Origin of the sequence: Ciceribacter sp. T2.26MG-112.2, from assembly GCF_900492205.1 — a bacterium.
GTDB classification, from domain to species: Bacteria; Pseudomonadota; Alphaproteobacteria; order Rhizobiales; family Rhizobiaceae; genus Allorhizobium; species Allorhizobium naphthalenivorans_A.
The window spans coordinates 114,109-135,924 of record NZ_UEYQ01000003.1 but is presented as its reverse complement, the minus strand read 5'-3'; the positions used below and the strand labels follow the sequence as shown (position 1 = coordinate 135,924).

Here is a 21,816-nt window from a genome sequence, read left to right as displayed (position 1 = left end):
ATCTCCACCGGCGACAGGCCGGGCCTCGTCAATGCTTCAGATTGATCATCCGCTCCACCGCAAGGCGGGCGCGGTCGGCGATCGCCGCATCGACGGTCACCTCTTCCGTCATGAACAGCAGGCTGTCGAGGATCTTCGGCAACGTGATGCGCTTCATGTGCGGACAGAGATTGCACGGCTTGACGAAATCGACGTCTGGCACCTCGGCCTGGATATTGGAGGCCATGGAGCATTCGGTCACCAGCAGAACACGACCCGGGCGCTTCGTCTTGACATAGTCGATCATGCCCGAGGTCGAGCCGGCATAGTCGGACACCGCCAGAACGCTCGGATGGCATTCCGGATGGGCGACGATCTCGATCGACGGATCGGCCGCCTTGTATTCCATCAGCTCTTCCGCGGTGAAGCGCTCGTGCACCTCGCAATGGCCCTGCCAGGTGAGGATCTTTTTCTTCGTCTGCTTGGCGACGTTCATCGCCAGATATTCGTCCGGAATGCAGAGCACCGTGTCGGATTCGAAGCTGTCGACGACGGCGACCGCATTGGATGAGGTGCAGCAGATGTCGGTCTCGGCCTTCACGTCGGCCGAGGTGTTGACATAGGTGACGACCGGCACGCCCGGATAGCGGGCCTTGAGCGCCCGCACATCGGCACCGGTGATCGATTCCGACAGCGAGCAGCCGGCGCGGCTATCGGGGATCAGCACGGTTTTCTGCGGATTGAGCAGTTTCGAGGTCTCGGCCATGAAGTGCACGCCGCACTGAACGATGATCTCGGCATCGACACGCGTCGCATCGCGGGCAAGCTGCAGCGAATCGCCCTTGATGTCGGCGACGCAGTGGAAGATCTCCGGCGTCTGGTAATTGTGCGCGAGAATGACCGCGCCGCGTTCCTTCTTGATGCGGTTGATCGCATGGATATAAGGCGCGAAGACCGGCCATTCGATCGCCGGGATGAAGGCCTTCACCCGCTCGTAGAGATGTTCCGTTTCCTTGGCGACGGCCGGCGTGAAGGACAGATCGGGGCGCTCGATGACGCCGAAGCGCTGCGCTGCGGTCTGAGGCCGGCGCGCCTGCGCGAGTTCTCCGCCTTGGGTGAAATGTGCCATGCCGAAACCTCCCCGACTGGGCACCACTTATGCTCAACTTGAGCAAAAATGGGATCAAAGAAAACCGGCGGATGCCGGTGCCGTTGATTTAGAAAGTTTTGTGACGGATTGCAAGGGCCATTGCCCGGCCGGCCAAAATGCCGCGCAGACGCCGCGTCCGTCATGACGGGCATTGACCTTGAACCGGGCCGCCGCCAAGAATGCGCGCCATGAATGACAGCCCCTCGCCCGCCGCCCTCGGGCCCGCCCATTTCGCCCCGCAGGCGGCGCTTGCCGAGGCGCTCCTGCCCCATGCCGTATCCGGCGACGACGGATCGCACGACCTCGCCCATATCCACCGGGTTTTTCGCAATGCCATGCGCATCGCCGAGCGAGAGGGCGGCGATCGTCGCATTCTTGCGGCTGCGGTGCTTTTGCATGATTGCGTGGCGGTGGAGAAGAGCTCGCCGCTTCGATCGCAGGCGTCCCGGCTTGCGGCGGACAAGGCGACCGGCCTGCTCACCGCGCTCCATTGGGAAGCACCTGACATCGCCGCCGTGGCCCATGCCATCACCGCGCACAGTTTCTCTGCCAATATCGCGCCGGAAACGCTGGAGGCGAAGATCCTGCAGGACGCGGACCGGCTCGACGCAATCGGCATGATCGGGGCGGCGCGCTGTTTCTATACCGCCGGCCGGATGGGCTCGGCGCTCTATGACCCCGTGGATCCGCTGGCGGAGCGTCGGGCCCTGGACGACCGGGCCTTTGCCATCGACCATTTCGCGGCGAAACTGTTCAAGCTCTCCGACAATTTCCAGACCGCTGCCGGCGCCGCGATCGCGCACGAGCGCCACGAACGGCTGCAGGCCGTCCTCACGCAATTCATCGATGAGATCTGAGGCTAAGAAATGCACGTCAGCGAACTTCACATCTATCCCTTCAAGAGCGGGCGCGGGATTGCGCTGCCGGCGGCGAAGGTCGACGCGCGCGGTCTTGTCGGTGACCGGCGTATGATGCTCGCCGACCCGTCCGGGCATTTCATCACCCAGCGGGAACTGCCGGCGCTCGCGACGCTGACCGCCCTTCCCCAGTCGACCCACCTCCACCTGTCGCTTGCCGACGGCCGCGAGATGATGGTTGCCCCGCCGCATCCCGAGCGTCGCATGAGCGTGGCGATCTGGAAATCGATCGTCGACGTCGCGGTCGCGGAGGACAGCGTCAACGAGCGCCTCTCCGGATGGTTTGGCCGCCCGGTAAAGCTCGTCTTCTTCGACGGCGAGGCCGAGCGTACGGCCAGCAGCGAGTGGGCTGGCCCCGACGCGCCGGTCACCTTTACCGACGGCTATCAGGTCTTGGTCACCACCACGGGATCCCTTGCCGCGCTCAATGCCGACATGGCGGGTCACGGCGAAGGCAGCGTCGGCATGGAGCGCTTCCGCCCGAACATCGTCATCGACTGCGACGAAGCCTGGGCCGAAGATCGCTGGGCGGCGATCGAGATCGGCGGCATCCGCTTCGATCTGGTCAAGCCTTGCGCCCGCTGCATCATGACAACGCAGGACCAGCAGACGGGATCGCGCGAAATCGCCAATCCCATGCCGGCCATGGGGCGCATCCGCATGTCGGCCGACCGCCGGGTCCCCGGCCCGTTGTTTGGCTGGAATGCCGTGCCGCGCGGGGAAGGTCGGCTCTCGCTCGGGGACACGGTGCGCGTGGTGGAGGAAAGCATGCAAGGATGGGCGATCAAAGCCCGATAGGATGGCTTGTCCTTCGTACCGCCGGCAATCCGACCGCGCCTCCCCCTCCAACTGTGGCTCTGCCGAGCCGATGGCCTTGTCTCCCTTTCAAATTTTCTGTCGCAGAGCCGAGTCTCGATCAATTTCCCTGATGAGCGCTTCACGAAAAGGCGCTTTTCGTGCACAGATCCGCGGCATATCGTCCGAGCTCCAAGAGGAGACGATTCCATGGCCACGACTGCACGCAACCCCATGCCCTGGCTGATCATCATCAGCGGATCGCTGATCGCCATGCTGACCTTCGGGCCGCGTTCGGCCATGGGCTTCTTCCAGCTGCCGATGCTCGCCGATACCGGCTGGGACCGCTCCACCTTCGCGCTGGCCATGGCGCTGCAGAATCTGTGCTGGGGCCTCGGACAGCCGCTTTTCGGAGCGCTCGCCGACAAATACGGTACGGCGCGCATTCTGACGCTGTGTGGCCTGCTCTATGCGGGTGGCCTGCTGATGATGGCGAATGCCGGCGCGCCGCTTTGGCTGCACATCGGCGGTGGTGTGCTGATCGGGCTTGCGATCGCCGCCGGCTCCTTCGGCGTGGTGCTTTCGGCCTTTGCCCGCAACGTGACGCCGGAGCAGCGCTCACTGGCGTTTGGCATCGGCACCGCGGCCGGTTCGGCCGGCATGTTCCTTTTCGCCCCGCTCAGCCAGGCGCTGATCTCCTCCTTCGGCTGGTCGGACAGTCTCGTCTACATGGGCGCGCTGATGCTCATCGTGCCGCTGCTCGCCTACCCTCTGCGCGGCAATGCCAATTCCGGGACGCAAGGACAGAGCCAGTTCAAGCAATCCGTCGGAGACGCGCTGAAAGAGGCCTTCGCCCACAAGAGCTATCTGCTTTTGACCAGCGGCTTCTTTGTCTGCGGCTTCCAGGTCGCCTTCATCACCGCACATTTTCCCGCCTATCTCGGCGATATCGGCATCGACGCACGCTATGCGGTGATTTCCATGGCGCTGATCGGCTTCTTCAATATTATCGGCTCGCTTGCCTCGGGCGTGATCGGTCAGCGCTATTCCAAGCCCTATTTCCTCGCGCTGATCTATATCGCCCGCTCCGTCGCCGTGACGCTGTTCCTGCTTCTGCCCCAGTCGCCGACCTCGGTGGTCGTGTTTGCCATCGTCATGGGTCTGCTGTGGCTCTCCACCGTGCCGCCGACCAATGCGCTCGTCGCCATCATGTTCGGCACACGCCATCTCGGCCTGCTCGGCGGGCTGGTCTTCCTGTCACACCAGATCGGCTCTTTCCTCGGCGTCTGGATGGGCGGCTATCTCTATGACCGTCTCGGCTCCTATGACAGCGTGTGGTGGTTTGGCGTGGCACTCGGCATCTTCGCCGCGATTGTCCATTGGCCGATCCGCGAAAGGCCCGTCGAGCGGGCGGTTCCTGCGGCGGCCTGAAAGGCCTGGATCAGGAGCATTTTTTAACGATTGCGGCAGGACGGATTATTTTTGCCGCAATGCACACATATTAAAACCGTCACAGAATATTATTTTGCTTTTCACTGAAGGTCGGTTGACGCGGGTGACCTGCGCACCTACCTTGATGCAGCCGGTTCGAACCGGAAGAAACCGGGTCTCGGAAGAGAGGCCCTTGCCAAAAAGGAGGTCAGCGAAATGCGTGTTGTTTTCCATCATGCCGCCCGCCCTTGGCAGAAATCCCCGCTCGGTGTGGTGGCAACCAATCTCTGCCGTCGCTTCTGTCGAATGTGACGCTGCACAGGCACTGAATTCTACAATCGACGCAATATTGTATGTCTGCGCGACCGCGCAGGCGGGGAAATCGTTATGGAAAAGCAAGTCATCGAATATGCCGGGGTTCCGGTCGGGATCACCATTCCGGATGGTGATCGCCTGAAGTTCATCGCCGTCAAATATCCGGTCATCGCGCTGGACGGTGGCACCTATCGCAACATCGGCGAACTCCAGAACGCCATCCACCGGCATATCCAGGAAACCAGCGACGATCACGAGATGTTTCGGGTTGCCGCCAATGGCGGGCCGGCTTCCGGCGCCCGCAAGGTCTTCAGCGCTGCCTGACAGAACCCCTCACGCGCCGCGCCGGCCTCGAGCCCGCGCGGCTCGTAGACATGGCGGTTGAGGAAGAACCCGGTCAGCCGGAAGGCCGCAGCAAGGCTGTCGCTGTCGGCCGCCTTGGAAGCACCGGACCTCAGAAATGGCGGCAGCACCAGCATCCTGTCCGCCCAGGGCAATCCGGCATCGCGGCTCACCGCCCGGCCCGTCTTGGGCGACACGAAAGCCAGATCCTCGCGCTGGCCCGTGGCGGCGCATCGCTCCAGATCCAGCCCGTAGCCGAGATCATCCAATATCGCGAGTTCGAAACGAATGAACAATTCGCCGGCCGTCGCCGGGTCATCGAGATGTTCCAGGATGACGTCGAGAGCCTCGAACAGATGCGAATGCGGTTCGCGCTCCGGCAGCAGGCGCAACAGCGCCGCCAGCGCCTGCACGCCATAGACGGCGGTGGCGCTTTCCATCAGCCGCGCCGCACGCTGGGTAATCGGCTCCACGCGGAATTCGCCGAGATGGTCTTCCAGCCGGGCCCGCCAGACCACCTCCACCCGATTGCCGGGCTGGAGCACCGGCTGCATGGTGCGCGAGCGCCCGCCCCGCACCATGCCGAGATGGCGGCCGCGGGTGCGCGTCATCACCTCGGCGATGACACTCGTCTCGCCGTGGCGCCGCGCGCCGAGGAATATTGCTTCGTCCGTCCACTGCATGGTCCTGTTCTAGCCGATTTGTGCGCTCGCGGACAGACGAGACGCGGACCCGCCGTGGATCAAAGGTCAGATGGAAATGATATTCGCCAAGTTTTCACACGGGGCTTGAGCGAATCGGTATAGTCGGGGGCCGACACCTCTCCCGCGCACGCGACCCTCAGGCTTCCCCCCAATGCAGCCATCGCCCTCCGGCTCCCCCGACCACACGCCCGATCCCGGCTTCCTGACCGGACTGCCGGCTCCGGCGCGCTGGCTGGTCCTGGTCTGCGCGTCGATCGGCTTTTCGCTGGTGCTGCAACTCCTGCACCTGCCGGGTTCGCTGCTGCTCGGCCCGATGGTCGCCGCGATCGTCGTCGCCACGAACGGTGCCCGGCTATCGGTCCACCGCATCCCCTATATCGCCGCCCATTCCCTGCTCGGCTGCGTCATCGCGCGCTCGCTCGATGCCGAGATCATCAAGACCTTCGCCGCCGACTGGCCGATCTTCCTGGCGATCGTGCTGGCGGTCATCGGTGCCAGCAGCCTGATGGGCTATCTCATGGCCAAGGGTGGCACGTTGCCGGGCACAACGGCGATCTGGGGCACATCGGCGGGTGCTGCCTCGGCCATGATGCTGATGGCCGAAGCCCATGGCGGCGATGTTCGGCTCGTCGCCTTCATGCAATATCTGCGGGTGGTATGCGTCGCCTCCGCCGCCTCGCTCGTCGCGGCCCTGGCCTTTCATGCCAGCGGCGGCCCCGCCCCTCAGATCGTCTGGTTTCCAGCCGTCGACTGGATTGAACTCGCCAAGACGCTGGCCGTGTCCTTCGCCGCGAGTGCGCTCGGCGCGCGCCTGAAAATCCCGGCCGGCACCATGCTTTTGCCGCTGATCGCCACCGCTGCCCTGCATTCGGCGGGCATGATTACCATCGACCTTCCGCCATGGCTCTTGGCCATCGGCTATGCGACGCTCGGCTGGAAGATCGGATTGAGCTTTACCCGCCGCATCCTGCGCCATGCCGCCCATGCGCTGCCGCAGATCCTTGCCTCGATCGTCGTGCTGATCGTCTTTTGCGCCGGGCTCGCGGCACTGCTGACCTACCAGTTCGGCATCGACCCGCTCACCGCCTATCTGGCGACCAGCCCCGGTGGCCTCGATTCGGTCGCCATCATCGCCGCCTCGACGCCGGTCGACATCTCGTTCGTCATGGCGCTGCAGACGGCGCGGCTGTTTCTGGTGTTGTTGCTCGGCGGGCCGATCTCGAAATTCGTCGCCCGCCGCATCGAGCGCTAGGACGCGCTCAATTCCTCGGAAATTCGAGCCCCATTTCGCGGAAGCGCTCCGGATCGTCGCCCCAGTTCTCGCGCACCTTGACGAACAGGAAGAGATGCACGGGCTGCTCGAGGATTTCCGAGAGCTCCTTGCGCGACGCCGTCGAGATCGACTTGATCGCATCGCCGCCCTTGCCGAGGACGATCTTCTTCTGGCTGTCGCGCTCGACATAGATGACCTGCTCGATCCTGACCGAGCCGTCCTTGCGCTCTTCCCACTTTTCCGTCTCGACATGCGAGGAATAGGGGAGTTCCTGATGGAGCCTGAGGAACAGCTTTTCGCGGGTGATTTCGGCGGCGAGCTGGCGCATGGGCAGGTCGGAGATCTGGTCTTCCGGATAGTACCACGGACCTTCCGGCAGGCGCTTGGCGAGGAAATCCATCAAGTCGTCGCAGCCGGAGCCGGTCGTTGCCGAGACCATGAAGGTTTGCTCGAAGGCGATGGCCTCGTTCGCCTTGGCGGCGAGCTTCAGCAGATCTTCGTGGCGAACCCGGTCGATCTTGTTGAGCACCAGGATCTTCGGCTGGTGCACGTCTTTCAGCCCCTCGAGGATGGCTTCGGCATCGCCTCGCAGCCCCCGCTCGCTGTCGATCAGGAGCAGGATGAGGTCGGCATCCTTGGCGCCGCCCCAGGCGGACGTCACCATGGCGCGATCAAGCCTGCGGCGCGGCTTGAAGATGCCGGGCGTGTCCATGAAGACGATCTGGGCATTGTCGTGGATGGCGATGCCGCGCACGATGGCGCGGGTCGTCTGCACCTTATGACTGACGATCGACACCTTGGCGCCGACGAGGCGGTTGAGCAGCGTCGACTTGCCGGCATTGGTCGGGCCGATCAGGGCCACGAAGCCGGAATGCGTGGGCTTGTCGTCAACGGCTGCGCCTTCGACGGAGGGGTTTTCGGTATCGCTCATGGTTTCCAATCAGCCTGCGTCCGTGGACTGCGTCCAGACGCCTTCGCGTTCGAGTATTTTCGTGGCGGCGACCTGCTCGGCGGCGCGCTTGGAGCGGTCCGTTCCGGTTTCAGGTGCAATGCCGGGGATTTCGACAATCACCGTGAAGAGGGGATCATGATCCGGTCCGGCGCGTTCGGCAATCCGGTAAGCGGGCGTCTTGGCGAATTTCGCATGCGCCCATTCCTGCAGTTCGGTCTTGGCATCGCGTCGCGCACCATCGGCCCGGCTCGCCTTTTCCTGCCAGAAGCGCAGGACGAAACCGCGTGCAGCCTCCAGCCCTGCGTCGAGATAGATCGCCGCGATCAGGCTTTCCACCACGTCGGCACGGACATTGAGCATGGCCTTTCCGGTCAGTTTCTTGACGTCGGAGCCGGTACGGATGAAGCGGTGCAGTTCCAGATCGTCGGCGATCGCGGCGCAGGCCTCGGCGCTGACCAGCTGGTTGAAACGCACGGAAAGCTCGCCTTCGGTGGCATTGCGGAAGGTCTTGAACAGCAGTTCGGCAATGCACAGACCGAGAACCCGGTCGCCGAGAAACTCCAGGCGCTCATAATCGCCCCCCTTGGCCGAGGGCGTCGCGCTCGAATGGGTGAGCGCGCGGTCAAGCCTCTCCTTCTCGGCGAAGGTGTGGCCGATCGCGGTTTCGATCCGCGTCCGGTCCTCCTCGCCGAGCCCCTTCGGTCTTCTCATTCGACCACCTTGAACAGGCGATCCCAACGCATGTTGGACGGCCATTTCCACACTTCGCGGAACGAAGTGTCATTGCCGAGCGAGAAGAAGATCACCGAAGCGCGGCCGATCAGGTTTTCCGCCGGCACGAAACCGACGTCGAAACGGCTGTCGAGCGAATTGTCGCGGTTGTCGCCCATCATGAAATAGTGGCCTTCGGGCACGATCCGCTCGGGCGTGTTGTCGCCGCGGGTGTTCTGATGCTGATCGAGCGTGTCGTAGCTGACGCCATTGTCCATGGTTTCGCGGAAGACCGGCACGTCCGTGCCCGGATCGAGGCTGTAGTCCGAGGTGAAACGGCCGTCCTCGGCGCGCGGCACCGGCTTTCCGTTGATGTGGAGGATGCCGTCGATGACCTGGATCCGGTCGCCCGGCAGGCCGACAACGCGCTTGATGTAGTCGATCTTGGGGTTGGGCGGGAAGCGGAAGACGGCAATGTCGCCGCGCTCCGGTTCGCTGCCGAAGATGCGGCCTTCGAACAGGTCCGGCGAGAACGGCAGGGAATATTTCGAATAGCCGTAGGAGAACTTGTTGACGAAGATGTAGTCGCCGACCAGCAGCGTCGGCATCATCGAACCCGACGGAATGGTGAAGGGCTGGAACAGGACCGTGCGGATGACCATGGCCAGGAGCAGGGCCTGGATGATGACCTTGATATTCTCCCAGAGAACACTGTGCTTCTTTTCAGCTTCCACGCCGTCAATTCCTTTTCTGGCAAATCCTGCCCTGTCTAGTCGGTTCGCGTCGCTGCGGCAACGGCAGAGGCGCGGAAAATGCCCGGTCCGGCGGGGTGCTCAGTCGCGCACCGGCCGCGCCTCGATGATGACGAAGGCCTGGGCCAGCGGATAGTCGTCGGTGATGGTCAGATGGACCAGCGGCTCATGGCCCGCCGGCATCATGCCCTGCAGGACTTCGGCTGCACCGCCGGTCAGGTGCATGGTGGGCTTGCCGCTTCGGGCATTGACCACGCCCATGTCCTTCCAGAACACGCCCTGGGCCATGCCGGTCCCGAGCGCCTTGGACATGGCCTCCTTGGCGGCAAAGCGCTTGGCATAGGATTCGGCGCGGTTCTTTCGGCCATCGGACCTTTGTCGCTCGATCTCGGTGAAGCAGCGTTGGGTGAAGCGCTCGCCGAAGCGTTCGAGCGATTGCTCGATGCGGCGAATGTCGATGAGGTCGCTGCCGATGCCGATGATCATAGGCGATCACCCGCCAGCACCAAATGCTCTGGCGAAGCCGGATATCGGCAGGATGAAAGGGGATCAGGGGCTTCAGCCCGGCAGCGAAGGGTCAGCATGGACCACATGTAGTGGATGCCCCCATCTTCCGACAAGTCAGGCGGGCGAAAATCGTCCGCAGACATTCGCAACGGTGCGCAAGAACCCTGCGCACCACCGTGGGTCGCGTCCGCGATCAGAAGCGGCTGCGGAACAGGCCGCGCTCGATTTCGCGCTGGCGGAATTCCAGGTCGACCATGTCGCGGGCGCCGTTGAGATAGGCCATTTCGCGTTCGGTGGAGGTGGGAACGCGAAGGGCGTTGGCAATCTTGCGAAGGGGCTTGAACATTTTTCGTTTCCTCAGATCATTTCTCTTATCTGAGGTGAATATAATTGTGCAGCGCACAAACGACCAGATCCGAAAGAGGAACGCAGGCATGCGGCCTTTGCATGCCGGCTTAAGGAAGGCTTAAATCACCGTAAACCACGTTAATGGCTGGCCAGCCTACTGCCCGGCAGCCCGGAGCAGACGCGGACGGATCTCGTCGTCCCAGATCAGATCCCGGCAATCGGCCAAATCCGTCCGATCGAGGCGGAAGAGCTTGTCATCGGCGGCAAAATCCGCCCCCTCCCCGTCGTTGCAAAGGCTCGGTGGGGCGGGCATGTCGACCATGATGGCCCCTCCCCCGGCCTTCCTGAGGGCAAAGGGGCCACCATCACATTCCATGCCGCAGGCCAGCACATCACCTCGACCCTCTTTGCACTCTCCCGAGAATTCGGCCAATCCTCCGTCCCGGAACCGGGCCTTGAAGTTGAGGATGCTCGCCCCCGCGCCCGGCCAGTCCGGACGATAGGCGAGCATGGCTATTTCCGAGACGTTCTGGCCGGGATGGCTGCGCAAATGAGCGGGATCGTATCGCCTTGAATAACAGGCCCAACCAAGTTCCCGGTCTTGAAGGACGCGGCCATAGAGAAACCGCTGCTCGACGTCGCCGGCATGAGCGATCCAGCCGGAAAAGGGTTCGGCCAGCAAGACCAAAAGCAAGACGGAGAACACCTTGATCACGGCTGCCACTCCTCGCAAGGACTTCGCTGCTGAGTGAACCGTATTCACGGCACTCCACAGCGCATGGTCAGAGTGAAGCATTGGCGACGGACAATCAATTGGCCTCGTCTTCATTGCCCCATCGCGGGGACGATGCGGCCCCGTCAGTCGTAAACCCGCTTGACGGTCGAGATGCAGTCCAGTTCCTTCATCTCGACCAGCAACTGGTTGAGTTGGCGCAGGTCCCAGACTTCGACATCGATCGCCATCTCGGTAAAGTCGGTGGCGACCCGCATCATCGACAGGGTGCGGATATTGATGTCGAGCCGCGCCACCGTCTGTGCCACCGTTGCCAGCGTCCCCGGTTCGTTGATCGCGTTGATCAGGATACGGGCCATGAAGCGCGACTTGTTGGCCTCGTCGAGATCCCAGCGCACATCGATCCAGCGTTCCGGCTCGTCGTCGAACTTTTGCAGGGCGGACGCCTGGATCGGGTAGATGGTGATCCCCTTGCCGTCCTCCATGATGCCGACGATGCGATCGCCGGGCACGGCGCCGGCCGGCCCGAAATGCACGCTTGCATTGCCGCCCAGGCCGCGGATCGGCAGTCGCTCCTCGCCGTCGGCCGCGTCGCCCTCGACGGGGCGCGCCTTGCCGGGGATCTTGAAGACCATGCCATTGGCACTGTTCATCGCGAACCAGCCTTCGTCGCTCGAAGGCTTCACCGTGACCCGTTCATCCTGGTAGTCGGGATAGACGGCGCGCAGGACGTCGATCGACGACAGTTCGCCGCGACCGACGGCGGCAATGGCATCCTCGACGTCGCGTTGGCCGAGACGGTGCAGGACCGGCCGCAGGCCGTCGCGCGAAAAGATCTTGCCGGCGCGCTCGAAGGTTCGCTCGAGGATGCGATGGCCAAGGCCGGCATACTGCTTGCGGATCGCCATGCGCGTGGCGCGCCGGATCGCGGCACGGGCCTTGCCGGTGACGACGATCTCCTCCCAGGCCGCCGGCGGTACCTGGACGCCGGAGCGGATGATCTCGACCTCGTCGCCATTCGACAGGCGGGTGACCAGCGGCATGATCGAACCGTTGATCTTGGCGCCGACCGTGGTGTCGCCGATATTGGTGTGGACGGCATAGGCGAAATCGATCGGGGTCGCGCCGCGCGGAAGCGCGATCAGCTTGCCCTTCGGCGTGAAGCAGAAGACCTGGTCCTGGAAAAGCTCGAGCTTGGTATGCTCGAGGAACTCCTCCGGGCTGTCGCCCTCGGCCAGGGCCTCGATCGTATGGCGCAGCCACGAATAGGCATTGCTCTCGCGCGACAGAAGTTCGCCGTCGCCCCCGCCCTCGCCATCCTTGTAGAGCGCATGCGCGGCAATGCCGTATTCGGCGATCTCGTGCATGCGCTTGGTGCGGATCTGCAGCTCGATGCGCTGACGTGACGGACCGACGATGGTCGTGTGGATCGAACGATAGTCGTTCTGCTTGGGCGTCGAGATATAGTCCTTGAACCGACCCGGCACGACACGCCAGCGGGTGTGGACGATCCCGAGCGCGCGGTAGCAGGACGGAATATCGTCGACGATGATGCGGAAACCGTAGACGTCGGAGAGCTGTTCGAAGGACAGCGACTTCGACTGCATCTTGCGGAAGACCGAATAGGGCTGCTTCTGGCGCCCCTTGACCCAGGCGTTCAGCAGTCCGTTGGCGACCAGCAGTTCGCGCAATTCGTCCTCGATCTTCTTGACCAGGCCTTCATTGCGCTGGGAGAGCTCGGCGAGCCGCTGCGTGACGGTCTCGTAGGCTTCCGGATTGATGTAGCGGAAGGACAGGTCTTCCAGCTCGTCGCGCATGTCCTGCATGCCCATGCGACCGGCGAGCGGCGCATAGATTTCCATCGTCTCCTCGGAAATGCGGGCGCGCTTGTCGTCGCGCATGTGCTCGAGCGTGCGCATATTGTGCAGGCGATCGGCCAATTTGACCAGAAGGACACGCACGTCGTCGGAGATCGCCAGCAGCAGCTTGCGCAGGTTTTCCGCCTGCTTGGCCTTCTTCGACACGAGGTCGAGCTTTTTCAGCTTGGTCAGCCCCTCGACCAGACGGCCGATGTCCTCGCCGAACAGTTCGTCGATTTCCTGCCGCGTCGCGGAGGTATCCTCGATCGTGTCGTGCAGCAGCGCCACCGCGATGGTCGACTCGTCGAGATGCATGTCGGTCAGGATGGCGGCGACTTCGAGCGGGTGGGAAATGTAAGGGTCGCCACTGGCACGCGTCTGCTTGCCATGCTTCTGCATGGCATAGACATAGGCTTTGTTGAGCAGAGCTTCGTTGGCATCGGGCTTGTATTTCTGAACCCGCTCGACGAGCTCGTATTGCCGCATCATGCCCAGGTGCTCCATAAACGAAAAGCGCGCCAATCGACAGGGATTGGCGCACAACGGCGGGTTTCCGAGACTTTAAAGCCCTATTGCTTGACGATTAGTAATCGTCGCTCTTTTCCGGCGGAACAAGTCCTTCGATACCGGCCAGAAGATCTTCTTCCGACATCTGGTCGAAGCTGACGGCCTCCGGCATTTCATCCTCGTCGTCGCTCTTGGCGGCAACCGCGCCGGCGCCGATGAGGGTGCCCGTATCCTGCTCCGGCTCGTCGACCTCGACATGCTTCTGCAGCGAATGGATCAGGTCTTCCTTGAGGTCGCCGGGCGAGAGCGTCTCGTCGGCAATCTCGCGCAGAGCCACCACCGGGTTCTTGTCCTTGTCGCGATCGACCGTGATCGGCGCGCCCTGCGAGATCTGGCGGGCGCGATGGCTGGCGAGCAGAACGAGCTCGAAGCGGTTATCTACTTTGTCGATGCAGTCTTCAACGGTGACACGGGCCATTGCCTGTCCTTTGCGCTCGGGAATTTAAGGATTTAGCAGCCCGATACAATCAATGGAAGGCAATTTCAAGTTTTTCGTCACCGAAGCGTCGTCCACACCGGGACCGCCGGGCAAAAAATCACCGCCGGACCGGCCTATTTCAACCTCTGCGTGCTTGGAATATGATATTCCCTGCCCTAGATAAATCGTATATGAATATTTCATAATTTAAGTGGACTATTCATGAGTGAAAAGGCAAGGTTTTGTTTTGATTGTCTTTTATCACTAGTTCTGTATTTCCGACAAAGGAATTTGGCACGATGTTTGATCCTCGGGAAAAAATCGCACTCTTCATCGACGGCGCGAACCTCTATGCGGCATCGAAGAGCCTCGGCTTCGACATCGACTATCGTAAATTGCTGAAGGCGTTCCAGAAACGCGGCTATCTGCTACGCGCCTACTACTACACCGCACTGATCGAGGATCAGGAATATTCCTCGATCCGCCCCCTGATCGATTGGCTCGACTATAACGGCTACAAGGTCATCACCAAGCCGGCGAAGGAGTTCACCGACTCGATGGGCCGCCGCAAGGTCAAGGGCAACATGGACATTGAATTGGCGATCGACGCCATGGAACAGTCCGAGACGGTCGACCATCTGGTCATCTTCTCCGGCGACGGCGATTTCACCACCCTGGTCGAGGCATTGCAGCGCAAGGGCCGCAAGGTCTCGGTCGTCTCGACCATGGCGACCCAGCCGCCGATGATCGCCGACGACCTGCGCCGGCAGTCGGACCATTTCATCGACCTGATTTCGCTCAAGGCCGAAATCGGCCGCGATCCGAGCGAACGCCCGGTTCGCCAGGTCGAGACCGCGCCCGCCTCTGAAACCGAAGCGTGATCCCGGTCAGCCTCCGCTGACGGCCAATGCGCGACGCCTGAAAGGGTGCGGCCGTGGACAACGCCCGGATAAGCCTGTCGCGCCCATTACCTCATTGAAAAGCCTCAACAAACAGACGCTTCGCCGGCAACGGTCGGGGGCGCTGTCGATGCCGAGTTCCTTTTCGGCACAGCTTTTTTTGATCATTGCCAACTAATTTACGCGTTTCAATTCGCCGCTTCATCCTTCCTTAATCACGGCGAAGCTACGGCCGCGTCTCGTGATTTACCGCGGCCTCTGACGAGCCTATCACGGCCGCCAATATCAATTTAATTATAGGTCATAAACATGTCCCCCTTTGATCGCCAGACCGCCCACCTGCACGACCGTTTGCATTTCCTCGGTCTCGGCAATGCCGAAAGGCAACGGCTCGCCAGCCTGCAGCCGTTGATCCGGCAGGCCATCGGCCCGGCCCTGGACGCGTTCTACGGCATGGCGAAATCCCATGGGGAAACGGCACGTTTCTTCGCCAGTGATGCCCACATTGCCCATGCCAAACAGAAGCAGGAGCAGCACTGGTCGCTGATCAGTTCCGGCAAGCTGGATGACCAGTATGTGGAGGCGGTGTCGAAGATCGGGCGCACCCATGCGCGGCTGGGGCTCGAGCCTCGCTGGTACATCGGTGCCTATGCCCTGGTCCTGGAGGGCATCATGGAAGCCCTGATCGCCGATGAGATGAGAGGTTTTCTCCAGAGGCGCAAGGCAAAGCGCCTGGCCGAGAACATGACGACAATCGTAAAGGCGGCCATGCTGGACATGGACTATTCCATATCGGTCTATCTCGACACCCTGGCCGCAGAGCGGGCGCGTGCCGAGGAGGAACGCCAGAGGCTTGAACATGAACAGGACATGGCGCTCGACGCTCTCGATGCCGCGCTCGTGCGGCTCAGCAACCGTGACCTGACGGCCACTGTCGAAGGTGAACTGGCGCCGCGCTTCGACAAACTGCGTATGAACTTCAATACCACCGTGCAGACGCTCGGGGCTGCCTTTGCCGAGATTTCCGGCGAGGCTGCCCGCACGGCCGCCAACACGCGCGAACTGACCCGGGCGACCGACGAGATGGCGCGGCGGACCGAGCAGCAGGCAGCGGCGCTCGAGCAGACGGCGGCGGCTCTCGACGAGATCACCACGGTTGCCCAGCAGACCGCGCAACGCACGCGGGAAGCCCGCGAGGCCGACGAAGCCGTGCGTTCCGGTCTCGTGGTCGACGAGGCGATCGAGGCCATGGGCGACATTGAATCCTCATCGAAGAAGATCACCCAGATCATCAGCGTCATCGACGAAATCTCGTTCCAGACAAATCTTCTGGCGCTGAATGCCGGGGTCGAGGCCGCGCGGGCCGGCGAAAGCGGTCGCGGCTTTGCCGTCGTCGCCCAGGAAGTACGTGAACTCGCCCAGCGTTCGGCGGCCGCGGCAAAGGAGATCAAGGTCCTGATCGATCGTTCGTCACAGGACGTGGCCCGGGGTGTCGGCCTCGTCAACAAGACGGGCGCGGCCCTCAAGACGATCGGCACGCAGGTGCAGGCCGTCAACACGCATATCGCAGCGATCACGACGTCGTCCCAGGAGCAGTCGGCGGGCATTGCCGAGATCAATACGGCCATCAACAGCATGGACCAGATGACCCAGCAGAACGCCGCCATGGTGGAAGAAACACACGCCTCCACACAATCGCTCCTGCAGATCTCCCAGGAGCTCAATCATCTGGTGCAGCGCTTCACGCTCTCCCGGACCATGCCGGTCGCCGCACCAGCGCAGGACTACCGGCCGCGCTACGCCGCCTAGGGTTTGTCAGGGAGAAGCGGGATCCGGTTTCTCCGAAGAGACAATGCCGTGCCCCCCCTCGGGGCGCGGCTTGTCAGATCGCTTCGAAACGGATCGGCTGGGCGCCCTGCCACAATACCATCCGGCCCATGGCTTCCAGGTTCTCAGCTCCGTCGACCACGGTAAGGAAATGATTTCCGGCAAGCGCCCCCATCTTGCTGGCGAAATGTGAACTGCCATAGGCGAAGAGAAGTTCGGTTTCGCTATAGCCGCCCGGATAGAGCAGGATGTCGCCGCGTGACGGGTGGCAGGTGTGGTTCTCATACCCGGCACCGAACTGGAAGTCGCCAAGCGGCACCCAGACGGCCTCACCGCTCCAGCGGGAATGGATCGTCTGGTTGCTGAAGGGCAGGAAGGTCTCGAATATCCGGCAGGTCTCCGGTGCCTTCTGCCGCTCGAAGCGCGCGGTGAAAACGAAGGGGCCGACACTGACTTTCAGCAGATCAGTCATTCTCACTCAGCCGCCGGTCTTCAGCAGTCGCGATTTCTGCCGGTTCCAGTCGCGTTCCTTCTCCGTCTCGCGCTTGTCGTGCAGCTTCTTGCCCTTGGCGAGCGCCAGTTCGAGCTTGGCGCGACCCTTCTCGTTGAAATAGATCTTGAGCGGGACCAGCGTCATGCCCTCGCGATTGATCGCCTGACGCAGCCGGTTGATCTCGCGCTTGTTGAGCAAAAGCTTGCGACGGCGGCGCGGTTCATGGTTGAAGCGGTTGGCCTGGAGATATTCCGGCAAATGCGAATTGATCAGCCAGATCTCGTCGCCCTCGTCCGAGGCATAGGATTCGGCGATGTTCGCCTTGCCTTCGCGCAACGACTTGACCTCGGTGCCGGTCAGCTGAAGACCGGCCTCGTAGGTGTCGATGATCTCGTAGTTGAAGCGGGCCTTGCGGTTCTCCGCGACAATCTTGTTGACGGTGCGCTGGCTGCCTCTGGGTGCCATGGTGATGATCCGATCCGCCCGGAATGCTTGTTCTTGGCCGGGCGGCGGGCATCCGTCCGGCTCTTGTCGTCATTATGTAATATAGCGCCTCTGGCAAATAAAGAAGCCGGACGGAAAACCGCCCGGCCTCTTCACTTCAAGGGTTTTCCCCGGTCAGCCGAGAAGGCCGGCGTGCTTCAGCGCCGCATCGATCGCAGCTTCGGTGGAGGCTTCCAGCGTCGGCAGAAGCGGCAGGCGCACCGCGCGGTTCATCCGGCCGAGCCTGGACAGCGCATATTTCGCACCGCACAGACCCGGCTCCAGAAAGATCGCCTTGTGCAGCGGCATCAGGCGATCCTGGTAGGCGAGCGCCTTCTTGTAATCGCCGGCAAGCGTCGCCGCCTGGAACTCCGCACAGAGCTTTGGCGCGACATTGGCGGTGACCGAGATACAGCCGACGCCGCCATGGGCGTTGAAGCCGAGAGCGGTCGCATCCTCGCCCGAAAGCTGGATGAAGTCGTTGCCGCAGGTGATGCGCTGCTCGGAGACACGCTCGAGCTTGCCGGTCGCATCCTTGACGCCGACGATGTTCCTGTGGGCCTTGGCCAGCACGCCCATGGTCTCCGGGCTCATGTCGACGACCGAGCGGCCGGGAATGTTGTAGATGAAGATCGGCAGCGTGACGGCGTCGGCGATTGCGGCAAAATGGGCGACGAGGCCCTTCTGCGTCGGCTTGTTGTAATAGGGCGTGACGACCAGCAGCGCATCGGCGCCGACCTTTTCGGCATGCTGGGCAAGCTCGATGGCTTCGCGGGTATTGTTCGAGCCTGCGCCGGCGATGACCGGCACGCGCTTGTTGGCCGCTTCGATGCACAGTTCGACGACCCGTTTATGCTCGGCATGGGAAAGCGTCGGCGATTCACCGGTGGTGCCGACCGGCACCAGGCCGCTGGACCCCTCGGTGATCTGCCAATCCACATGGGCGGCAAAGGACTGCTCGTCGACGGCGCCGCTTTCGGTGAAGGGCGTGACGAGTGCGGGAATGGATCCCTGGAACATGCAGTAAAACTCCTTCAGGCCGACATCCATGCTTCGGCCGCATTCCTTGGCTACAAAGCGCGCACATTACTTGGCGGATAAGGGCGCGACAAGCCGAGCGGCGGGGCTTTTGTTTCGGTTTCCCGCGCTTGGAAGATCATATTTTGCCTGTCCGCTAGGATTTCGTTAATCTTGCGAATGACTAATGGAGGACATGCGCATTTTCCAGCGGGCAATCGAGATGAGGAAGACCATTCTCCTCGCATCCGTCGTCGGTTTCAGCCTCACGGCGCTCGCCTGCGCCAGCGAGCCGCTTGACCTCGCGGACCTGCCCGTGCCCTCCCCCAAGCCCTCCATGCCCCAGGCCGCCGTGGCCCCGCCGCCTTCGCTGGAAATCACCGGCACCATCCCGCGCGGTGCCAGGATCAATTCGGCAAGCCCGCTCCTGAAAGCGGGCCTCGACGCCCTGTCCGACCGCAAGGCGGCGGAGGCGGTTGCCATTCGCGACCGCATGCCCGCCGGCCTGGACAGGCACATGCTCACCTGGTCGATCGCCGTCTCCGGCCTGCCCGGCGTCGCCTCGTCGGAAATCGCCAGGGCGCAGCGGGAACTGCAGGGCTGGCCGGGCCTCAAGGCCTTTCGCGCCGCTTCCGAGCGGGCGCTCTACCGCGAAGATCCCCCGGCCGAAGAGGTGATCGCCGCCTTCGGTGCGACCGCACCGGAGACCGCGGAGGGAGCGATCGTGCTCGCCCGCGCGCTACTCGCCACCGGGCAGAAGGCAAAGGCGGCCGAGGTCGTCAAAAAGCCGTGGCGCGAAGACCTGCTCGACACGGCCATGGAAGACCGCATCCTCAAGGCGTTTTCCGACCTGCTGACCGTGGCCGACCATAAGGCCCGCATGGACTACCTGCTTTATCGCGGGCGCACGGCGCAGGCGAAACGCTTCTCTTCGCTCGGCGAGGCGCAATCTCTCTATAATGCCTGGGTCGCCGTGCTGACCAGATCGTCCAAGGCGGCGGCGCTGCTTGCGGCCGTCGATCCGCGCTGGCGCGCCGATCCGGGCTATCTGTTTGCGCGCATCGAACACCTGCGCCATCAGGAAAAATATGAGGAAGCGGCAAAGCTGATCGCCGCTGCGCCGCGCGATCCGGCAAAACTCATCAATACCGGCGAGTGGTGGAACGAACAGCGCATCGTCGCGCGCGGGCTTGCCGACCGGGGCAAGTTCAAGGCGGCCTATGAAATCACCTCGAGGCACTCGGCCACCGAACGCGTCGACGTCGTCGACGCCGAATTCCATGCCGGATGGTATGCCCTGCGTCATCTCCAGGACCCCAATGCGGCTGCCGGCCATTTCGCCAAGATCCTGCAGGTGTCCGACAGGCCGCTTTCGGCGTCGCGCGCCTGGTACTGGCTCGGCCGCACATCGGAGGTCACTGGGGACGGCAAGGCGCAGGAACATTTCACCCAGGCGGCACGCTTTGCCAGCACCTTCTACGGTCAACTGGCCGCCGCGCGGCTGAAAAACAGCCGGCTGGACATTCCCTATCCGATGCCGAGCGCCGAGGACAAGCAGAGCTTCGCACGACGCGAGGCCGTGCAGGCGATCGCCCGCTATGAGGCGGCCGGACACGCCTGGCGCGCCGAGAGCCTTTACCGCGCCTTGGCCGAACAACTCGACCGGCCGGGCGAACTGGCGCTCCTGACCGCGAGGGCGGAACGATCCGGCGATCACCATTTGTCACTGCAGATCGGCAAGATCGCCTATGCCCGCGGCATCAACGTGCCGGCGCTGGCCTTCCCTGTCGGCGTCATTCCGGCCTCGGCCAATATCGAGGGATCGGGCAAGGCGTTGGCCTATGCGATTGCCAGGCAGGAAAGCGCATTCAACCCTGCTGCGGTCTCGCCGGCCGATGCGCGGGGCCTTCTGCAACTGATGCCGGGGACGGCCAAGGCGGTGGCCAAACGCCATGGCCTTGCCTTCGCACCGGAGAAACTGACCCGCGATGCAGGTTATAACGCCACCCTTGGCGCCCATTATCTCGGCGAGCAGATCGACGCCTTCGGCGGGTCCTACATCCTGACCTTCATCGCCTACAATGCCGGACCGCGGCGCGTTCCGGAATGGATCGCCCGCTACGGCGACCCCCGGGGCAAGCCGATCGACGAGGTAGTCGACTGGATCGAGCGCATCCCCTTCCCCGAGACGCGAAACTATGTCCAGCGGATCATGGAAAACTACCAGATCTACAAGAGCAGGCTTGGCCAGACGTCGGATATCGTCGCGGATCTGCGCTTTGGGCGGTGAGTTCTGCTGCCGCCCCGCTGAACTCCGGCTTTGGCCACCGGCAAAACTGCGCTAGATCTGGCTTGTGACACCGAACCGGAGGGCGGGATGACAGGCAGGGACAGGCAGGATTTCGCGACCCGTTTCATTCAGACCGCGGACGGTCTTTCGCTCCACATCCGGATCTATGGCGAGGGCCTGCCCGGCCCCCCGGTGATCTGCCTGCCGGGCCTCACCCGCAATTCCCGTGATTTCCACCAGCTTGCGGTGATTCTATCGCGATCCGCCAATCCGTCGCGGGTGATTACCGTTGATTCGCGCGGCCGGGGACTGTCCGATCGCGACAGCGACAAGAGCCGCTACATGCTTCCCGTCGAGGCGCTAGACGTCGTCACCGTCCTCGACACATTGGCCATCGACCGCGCCGCCTTCATCGGCACCTCGCGCGGTGGGCTGATTCTCCACCTTCTCACCGCAAGCCACCCCGAACGCCTTGCCGCCGTTGTGCTCAACGATATCGGCCCGGTGATCGAACGGGAAGGGTTGGAGCAGATAAAGGCCTATCTCGGGCGTGAGCAGAAGGCGCCCAACGACATGGACGAGGCCGCCGCCGTGCTGCGCGCGATCCATGGGGATGCCTTTCCGGCGCTTCAGCCGGAGGACTGGCGGGACATGGCGGATGCGATCTACCGCGAGATCGACGGCCGGATTGTTGCCGATTTCGACCCGGCCATCGCCGCGCAGATGGCCAGCGCCGACCTCAGCCAACCGGTTCCCGATCTATGGGTGAATTTCGAGGCGTTTGGCGACACGCCGCTGATGGCGATCCGCGGCGAGACGTCAAAACTCCTGTCGCCTGAGACGCTCAAAGAGATGACTTCGCGGCATCCGGGACTGGTCAGCGTCACGGCCGCGGGACAGGGGCACGCCCCGATCCTGCATCTGGATGGCCTGGCGGCGCGCATCGGCGAATTCCTCACCGCCGCGCTGGCCTGAGCTCGACACCGCGGCGTCCGACGCCACGTTTCAATTCCCCGACAGAGCCTGCCCCACCGCCACGACACGCCGCGTGCCC

Annotated in this window: 22 protein-coding genes; 9 read left to right on the top strand and 13 right to left on the bottom strand. The window is 62.9% G+C overall.

The features are described 5' to 3' along the window. Positions 1-28: 28 nt before the first annotated feature. Positions 29-1,108 (bottom strand): quinolinate synthase NadA, encoded by a 1,080-nt coding sequence (gene nadA, locus DYZ14_RS06355; RefSeq protein ID WP_154719922.1) that lies wholly within the window; start codon positions 1,106-1,108, stop codon positions 29-31. 209 nt (positions 1,109-1,317) lie between these two features. Here nadA and DYZ14_RS06350 point away from each other — a divergent pair, with 209 nt between their 5' ends. The 4 genes from DYZ14_RS06350 (at position 1,318) to DYZ14_RS06335 (ending at position 4,911) form a co-directional block, all read left to right on the top strand. Beyond that, positions 1,318-1,986: an HD domain-containing protein gene (locus DYZ14_RS06350; protein WP_154719921.1), complete on the top strand. Its 669-nt coding sequence runs from the start codon at positions 1,318-1,320 to the stop codon at positions 1,984-1,986. Between the two features lie 9 nt (positions 1,987-1,995). Beyond that, the gene (locus DYZ14_RS06345) at positions 1,996-2,844 is read left to right on the top strand and encodes an MOSC domain-containing protein (RefSeq protein ID WP_154719920.1); all 849 of its coding nucleotides are present in this window, start codon (positions 1,996-1,998) and stop codon (positions 2,842-2,844) included. Between the two features lie 207 nt (positions 2,845-3,051). Further along, on the top strand, positions 3,052-4,272 hold the full coding sequence (locus tag DYZ14_RS06340) for an MFS transporter (protein WP_115670645.1): 1,221 nt from the start codon (positions 3,052-3,054) through the stop codon (positions 4,270-4,272). A gap of 387 nt (positions 4,273-4,659) precedes the next feature. After that, positions 4,660-4,911: a hypothetical protein gene (locus DYZ14_RS06335; protein WP_154719919.1), complete on the top strand. Its 252-nt coding sequence runs from the start codon at positions 4,660-4,662 to the stop codon at positions 4,909-4,911. Here the strand turns inward: DYZ14_RS06335 and recO are convergent. Further along, entirely contained in the window at positions 4,839-5,612 is a 774-nt protein-coding gene (gene recO / locus DYZ14_RS06330) for a DNA repair protein RecO (RefSeq protein ID WP_154719918.1), read from the bottom strand. The genes DYZ14_RS06335 and recO overlap by 73 nt on opposite strands. A 172-nt stretch (positions 5,613-5,784) precedes the next feature. Between recO and DYZ14_RS06325 the strand changes: the two genes are divergently transcribed. Beyond that, positions 5,785-6,885, top strand: a complete 1,101-nt coding sequence (locus tag DYZ14_RS06325) for an AbrB family transcriptional regulator (RefSeq protein WP_154719917.1) — start codon at positions 5,785-5,787, stop codon at positions 6,883-6,885. A gap of 7 nt (positions 6,886-6,892) precedes the next feature. Here DYZ14_RS06325 and era read toward each other — a convergent pair whose 3' ends face one another. The 8 genes from era to rpoZ form a co-directional block, all read right to left on the bottom strand. Beyond that, on the bottom strand, positions 6,893-7,837 hold the full coding sequence (gene era, locus DYZ14_RS06320; RefSeq protein WP_115670850.1) for a GTPase Era: 945 nt from the start codon (positions 7,835-7,837) through the stop codon (positions 6,893-6,895). 9 nt (positions 7,838-7,846) lie between these two features. Then, positions 7,847-8,569 carry a ribonuclease III gene (rnc, locus tag DYZ14_RS06315; RefSeq protein WP_154719916.1) on the bottom strand — a complete coding sequence of 241 codons (723 nt, stop codon included), beginning with the start codon at positions 8,567-8,569 and terminating at the stop codon, positions 7,847-7,849. Beyond that, the gene (lepB, locus tag DYZ14_RS06310; protein ID WP_154719915.1) at positions 8,566-9,303 is read right to left on the bottom strand and encodes a signal peptidase I; all 738 of its coding nucleotides are present in this window, start codon (positions 9,301-9,303) and stop codon (positions 8,566-8,568) included. The genes rnc and lepB overlap by 4 nt, the downstream gene beginning before the upstream one ends. Positions 9,304-9,402: 99 nt before the next feature. Then, a complete protein-coding gene (acpS, locus tag DYZ14_RS06305) occupies positions 9,403-9,807 on the bottom strand; it encodes a holo-ACP synthase (RefSeq protein WP_154719914.1) in 405 nt (134 codons plus the stop codon). A 214-nt stretch (positions 9,808-10,021) separates the two neighbouring features. After that, entirely contained in the window at positions 10,022-10,174 is a 153-nt protein-coding gene (locus DYZ14_RS06300) for a DUF3563 family protein (RefSeq protein WP_154719913.1), read from the bottom strand. Between the two features lie 156 nt (positions 10,175-10,330). Next, on the bottom strand, positions 10,331-11,005 hold the full coding sequence (locus tag DYZ14_RS06295; RefSeq protein WP_154719912.1) for a hypothetical protein: 675 nt from the start codon (positions 11,003-11,005) through the stop codon (positions 10,331-10,333). Positions 11,006-11,034: 29 nt separating this feature from the next. Further along, positions 11,035-13,257 (bottom strand): RelA/SpoT family protein, encoded by a 2,223-nt coding sequence (locus tag DYZ14_RS06290; protein WP_154719911.1) that lies wholly within the window; start codon positions 13,255-13,257, stop codon positions 11,035-11,037. A gap of 94 nt (positions 13,258-13,351) precedes the next feature. Next, positions 13,352-13,753, bottom strand: a complete 402-nt coding sequence (gene rpoZ / locus DYZ14_RS06285; protein ID WP_154719910.1) for a DNA-directed RNA polymerase subunit omega — start codon at positions 13,751-13,753, stop codon at positions 13,352-13,354. Between the two features lie 299 nt (positions 13,754-14,052). Here rpoZ and DYZ14_RS06280 point away from each other — a divergent pair, with 299 nt between their 5' ends. Beyond that, positions 14,053-14,634, top strand: coding sequence for a LabA-like NYN domain-containing protein (locus tag DYZ14_RS06280; protein WP_154719909.1), 582 nt, complete (start codon positions 14,053-14,055; stop codon positions 14,632-14,634). Between the two features lie 327 nt (positions 14,635-14,961). Continuing rightward, positions 14,962-16,461, top strand: a complete 1,500-nt coding sequence (locus tag DYZ14_RS06275; protein ID WP_154719908.1) for a globin-coupled sensor protein — start codon at positions 14,962-14,964, stop codon at positions 16,459-16,461. A gap of 73 nt (positions 16,462-16,534) precedes the next feature. Here the strand turns inward: DYZ14_RS06275 and DYZ14_RS06270 are convergent, their stop codons facing one another. The 3 genes from DYZ14_RS06270 to dapA all read right to left on the bottom strand — a co-directional run bounded on the left by DYZ14_RS06270 (position 16,535) and on the right by dapA (position 18,475). Beyond that, positions 16,535-16,951 (bottom strand): DUF3830 family protein, encoded by a 417-nt coding sequence (locus DYZ14_RS06270; protein ID WP_154719907.1) that lies wholly within the window; start codon positions 16,949-16,951, stop codon positions 16,535-16,537. A gap of 6 nt (positions 16,952-16,957) precedes the next feature. Beyond that, positions 16,958-17,437, bottom strand: a complete 480-nt coding sequence (gene smpB, locus DYZ14_RS06265) for an SsrA-binding protein SmpB (RefSeq protein ID WP_115670631.1) — start codon at positions 17,435-17,437, stop codon at positions 16,958-16,960. Positions 17,438-17,590: 153 nt separating this feature from the next. Further along, positions 17,591-18,475: a 4-hydroxy-tetrahydrodipicolinate synthase gene (gene dapA / locus DYZ14_RS06260; protein ID WP_154719906.1), complete on the bottom strand. Its 885-nt coding sequence runs from the start codon at positions 18,473-18,475 to the stop codon at positions 17,591-17,593. Between the two features lie 220 nt (positions 18,476-18,695). Here dapA and DYZ14_RS06255 point away from each other — a divergent pair, with 220 nt between their 5' ends. Then, positions 18,696-20,762: a lytic transglycosylase domain-containing protein gene (locus tag DYZ14_RS06255; protein WP_154719905.1), complete on the top strand. Its 2,067-nt coding sequence runs from the start codon at positions 18,696-18,698 to the stop codon at positions 20,760-20,762. A gap of 87 nt (positions 20,763-20,849) precedes the next feature. Next, positions 20,850-21,737 (top strand): alpha/beta fold hydrolase, encoded by an 888-nt coding sequence (locus tag DYZ14_RS06250; RefSeq protein ID WP_154719904.1) that lies wholly within the window; start codon positions 20,850-20,852, stop codon positions 21,735-21,737. The last annotated feature ends 79 nt before the right edge of the window (positions 21,738-21,816 follow it).

Excerpts from the sequence above, each read along its gene's own strand:
- DYZ14_RS06335 (WP_154719919.1), top strand. The coding sequence starts at position 4,660 with ATGGAAAAGCAAGTCATCGAATATGCCGGGGTTCCGGTCGGGATCACC.
- recO (WP_154719918.1), bottom strand. The coding sequence starts at position 5,612 with ATGCAGTGGACGGACGAAGCAATATTCCTCGGCGCGCGGCGCCACGGC.
- DYZ14_RS06345 (WP_154719920.1), top strand. The coding sequence starts at position 1,996 with ATGCACGTCAGCGAACTTCACATCTATCCCTTCAAGAGCGGGCGCGGG.
- DYZ14_RS06255 (WP_154719905.1), top strand. The coding sequence starts at position 18,696 with ATGAGGAAGACCATTCTCCTCGCATCCGTCGTCGGTTTCAGCCTCACG.
- acpS (WP_154719914.1), bottom strand. The coding sequence starts at position 9,807 with ATGATCATCGGCATCGGCAGCGACCTCATCGACATTCGCCGCATCGAG.
- dapA (WP_154719906.1), bottom strand. The coding sequence starts at position 18,475 with ATGTTCCAGGGATCCATTCCCGCACTCGTCACGCCCTTCACCGAAAGC.
- DYZ14_RS06325 (WP_154719917.1), top strand. The coding sequence starts at position 5,785 with ATGCAGCCATCGCCCTCCGGCTCCCCCGACCACACGCCCGATCCCGGC.
- DYZ14_RS06275 (WP_154719908.1), top strand. The coding sequence starts at position 14,962 with ATGTCCCCCTTTGATCGCCAGACCGCCCACCTGCACGACCGTTTGCAT.
- smpB (WP_115670631.1), bottom strand. The coding sequence starts at position 17,437 with ATGGCACCCAGAGGCAGCCAGCGCACCGTCAACAAGATTGTCGCGGAG.
- era (WP_115670850.1), bottom strand. The coding sequence starts at position 7,837 with ATGAGCGATACCGAAAACCCCTCCGTCGAAGGCGCAGCCGTTGACGAC.
- DYZ14_RS06270 (WP_154719907.1), bottom strand. The coding sequence starts at position 16,951 with ATGACTGATCTGCTGAAAGTCAGTGTCGGCCCCTTCGTTTTCACCGCG.
- DYZ14_RS06350 (WP_154719921.1), top strand. The coding sequence starts at position 1,318 with ATGAATGACAGCCCCTCGCCCGCCGCCCTCGGGCCCGCCCATTTCGCC.
- DYZ14_RS06280 (WP_154719909.1), top strand. The coding sequence starts at position 14,053 with ATGTTTGATCCTCGGGAAAAAATCGCACTCTTCATCGACGGCGCGAAC.
- DYZ14_RS06290 (WP_154719911.1), bottom strand. The coding sequence starts at position 13,257 with ATGATGCGGCAATACGAGCTCGTCGAGCGGGTTCAGAAATACAAGCCC.
- rnc (WP_154719916.1), bottom strand. The coding sequence starts at position 8,569 with ATGAGAAGACCGAAGGGGCTCGGCGAGGAGGACCGGACGCGGATCGAA.
- DYZ14_RS06250 (WP_154719904.1), top strand. The coding sequence starts at position 20,850 with ATGACAGGCAGGGACAGGCAGGATTTCGCGACCCGTTTCATTCAGACC.
- DYZ14_RS06340 (WP_115670645.1), top strand. The coding sequence starts at position 3,052 with ATGGCCACGACTGCACGCAACCCCATGCCCTGGCTGATCATCATCAGC.
- rpoZ (WP_154719910.1), bottom strand. The coding sequence starts at position 13,753 with ATGGCCCGTGTCACCGTTGAAGACTGCATCGACAAAGTAGATAACCGC.
- nadA (WP_154719922.1), bottom strand. The coding sequence starts at position 1,108 with ATGGCACATTTCACCCAAGGCGGAGAACTCGCGCAGGCGCGCCGGCCT.
- DYZ14_RS06295 (WP_154719912.1), bottom strand. The coding sequence starts at position 11,005 with ATGAAGACGAGGCCAATTGATTGTCCGTCGCCAATGCTTCACTCTGAC.
- DYZ14_RS06300 (WP_154719913.1), bottom strand. The coding sequence starts at position 10,174 with ATGTTCAAGCCCCTTCGCAAGATTGCCAACGCCCTTCGCGTTCCCACC.